Here is a 3,066-nt window from a genome sequence, read left to right on the forward strand (position 1 = left end):
GTGCCGTTGGGAAAATACGGCCGCTGGGGCATGAACATGGCTTGTGCCGGGCACTGCACATGGCCACTGGCATACGGCCAAATATCGGCAAAGGTGCGAAACAAGCTGGACTTGCCGCTGCCCGAGGGGCCTTGCAACACAATGCGCTCGCCGGCTGCCGCACGCACCTGGGCGCCGTCGAGCAGCACCACGCCGTTGGGCAGCGCCAGGTGCAGGTCAGTGCCTTCGAGTGCATCAAAAATTGGAGCTGCTTGCGCTTGATTGACGGGCGTTAGCGCCTTAAAAGAGGCTTCAAAACTGGTCAACCGGTCGGTTGTGGCGCGCCATGCCGCCAGGCTGCTGTAGTTGTCCACAAACCAGCTCAATGCACCTTGCACTTGGCCAAAAGCGCTCGATATTTGCATCAGCTCCCCCAGCGCAATGGCGCCGCTGAAAAAGCGCGGCGCCGCCACCACAAACGGAAACACCACCGCTGCCTGGCCAAAAAAGCTGGTGAACCAGACCAGGCTTTTTTGCGCCTTGATCAGCGCCAGCGTATTGTCCAGCACCCGGTCAAACCGGCCATTGAGCTGGGTCTGCTCGACCGCGGCACCCCGGTCGAGCGCAATGGCCTCGCTGTATTCGCGCACCCGCACCATGTGGTGGCGAAACTCGGCCTCCAGGCGCTGCTGTTCAAAGTTGAGCTTGATTTGTGGCCGCCCAATGTAGTGGGTGATGACGCTGCCCGCCAGGCAGTACAGCAACGCCATCCAGACCATGAAGCCGGGAATGTTGACCTCTGTTGCCCCCAGGGTGAACGCAAAGCCACCCGAGAGCGCCCACAAAATACCCACAAAGCTGGCCAAGGTCACTACCGCGTTGAGCAGCCCCATGGTCAGGGAAATGCTGTAGCTGGTGAACTGGTTGATGTCTTCCTGAATGCGCTGGTCTGGGTTGTCAGGGGGGCGCTGCGGCGTGGCTGGGCTGCCCGGCGCTTGCGTGGGGTTGGGCGGGTTGGCAAACCGCATCAGCTCCAGCTGGTAAAACGCATGGTTTGACAACCAGCGCTGCAGGTAATGGCGGGTCATCCAGGCGCGCCAGCGCAGCTCCAGCAGCTGGGTCAGGTAAAACTTGTACACCGCCACCACGATGAAGATCACCGCCAAATAGCTAAAGCGCCCCAGCTGCGACCAAAACACGCTGGCATTTTTGTCTTGCAGCGCGTCATAAAACAGCTTGTTCCATTCGTTGAACAGCACCGCCAGGTAGACCAGCGCCAGGTTCAAGACCACGATGGCGGCCAGCAGGGCACGCGCCTGCCACTTTGGGTCGGAGGCGAAATAGGGCCGGGTCAAGGCCCAGGCTTGGCTGACAAAGCTTGTGAACTGGGCCAGTCGGTGCTGGGGAGTTGGGGTTGTTTTCATGTGCTGTGGCGGCTTGGAGCGGCGTTGTCAGGCTCACACTGTGTGAGTCAAAGGGACGAACCAGGTTGACTTACAGAATCAGTGTGGGGTTGGCCACATGGCCGGAGGGCACGTGCTGGGCAGCGCTCTCGATGTGGCCGGTTTGGTCGTCAAAGAAAAAGTCAGGCTCGAACTCACGCAAAAATTCGCCTTTGGCCAGGCCGCCCAAAAACATGGCTTCGTCCACCTCAATGTGCCAGTTCATCAGGGTGCGAATGGCACGCTCGTGCGCCGGGGCGCTGCGGGCGGTGACCAGCGCCGTGCGCAGGCGCATGTGCGCAGTGCCGGCGCGCTGCAGCTGCTGCAAGGCCAGCAGCAGGGGTTTGAACGGGCCGTCGGGCAGTGGCAGGGCGGCCTTGTCGGTTTCATGCTGCACAAACGCTTGCAAGCCTTGGGTCTGGTAAATGCGCTCAGCCTCGTCGCTGAACAGCACGGCGTCGCCGTCAAAGGCAATGCGCACTTCATTCGGGTGGGCGGCGCTGGCGTGGGCCGAGTGTGGGTAGACCTGAGCTGCCGGCACACCGGCGGCCAGGGCTGAGCGCACGTCGCTCAAGTGGGTACTTAAAAACAAGTTGGCATGCAGCGGTTTCAGGTAGCGCCAGGGGGCTTGGCCGCGGGTGAAGCTGCCGCGCTCAATGGCCAGGCCGTAATGCCGCGCCGAGCGAAACACCCGCATGCCCGAGACTGGGTCGTTGCGTGACAAGATGACCACTTCCACCCGCTGCACGCCCCCCGCCCCATCATCACCCAATGGTGGCATGGGTGGGTTAAACGCCAGCAACTTTTGCACCAGCGAAAAGGCCACACCGGGCTTGGCGGGCTGGTCGAGCCGCTGCAACTGCAGATCCATGTAGGCGCGGTCATCGCCTTGCTCAAACACCTGGTTTTCTTCTTCAAAGTCAAACAGGGCGCGGCTGGAAATGGCCACCACAAGTTTGCCGTCCAAGGTGACTGCCATGGGGTCTCCTAATCAGTTGGGGTCAGAGCACGTCGCTGGCGCGAGTGGTTTGACCCCAAAGGTATCACGCTTGCAAAAACATCTGAAACACCGGGTTGGCGGTTTCCTCGACATACGGGAACCCCAAGGTTTGCAGAAACTGCGTGAATTCGGCGTCTTCTTCAGCGGGCACTTGCAGCCCAACCAAGATGCGGCCGTAGTCGGCGCCCTGGTTGCGGTAGTGAAACAGGCTGATGTTCCAGCCCGGGCGCATCAGGCTTAAAAATTTCAGCAGCGCACCAGGGCGCTCGGGGAACACAAAGCGCAACAAACGCTCTTCTTTCGCGAGCGCCGAGTGGCCGCCCACCATGTGCCGGATGTGTTCTTTGGCCAGCTCGTCGTGGGTCAAGTCGAGCGCGCTAAAGCCATGCTGGCTGAGGTGTGCGGCAATCTTGCCCGACTCGCCCTTGGCCGCGGTGGTCAAACCCACAAACACATGGGCTTTTTGTGCGTCGCTGATGCGGTAGTTGAATTCGGTCACGTTGCGCAGGGTTTTGGCGCCGCCAAAGCTGGGCAGGTTGCCAATGAGCTCGCAAAAGCGCCTGAAACTGCCGCGCTCTTCAGGGATGGTCACGGCAAACAAGGCTTCGCGCTCTTCACCCACTTCGGCACGTTCGGCCACAAAGC

The 3,066-nt window shown here is 60.9% G+C and carries 2 protein-coding genes and 1 pseudogene; all 3 read right to left on the reverse strand.

Translation table 11 applies throughout. From position 1 onward, the window contains the following. Positions 1–1,403, reverse strand: a 1,403-nt coding sequence (locus tag PHT20_RS16490; RefSeq protein WP_301021387.1) for an ABC transporter ATP-binding protein/permease, incomplete at its 3' end; no start/stop codon positions are given. A 70-nt stretch (positions 1,404–1,473) separates the two neighbouring features. Next, a complete protein-coding gene (locus PHT20_RS16495; protein WP_301021388.1) occupies positions 1,474–2,400 on the reverse strand; it encodes a 5'-nucleotidase in 927 nt (308 codons plus the stop codon). A 64-nt stretch (positions 2,401–2,464) separates the two neighbouring features. Further along, positions 2,465–3,066 (reverse strand): annotated as a pseudogene (locus PHT20_RS16500) (threonine ammonia-lyase, biosynthetic); the annotation flags it as partial.

This window comes from Rhodoferax sp. (genome assembly GCF_028715765.1).
Lineage (GTDB): Bacteria > Pseudomonadota > Gammaproteobacteria > Burkholderiales > Burkholderiaceae_C > Rhodoferax.

Excerpts from the sequence above, each read along its gene's own strand:
- PHT20_RS16495 (WP_301021388.1), bottom strand. The coding sequence starts at position 2,400 with ATGGCAGTCACCTTGGACGGCAAACTTGTGGTGGCCATTTCCAGCCGC.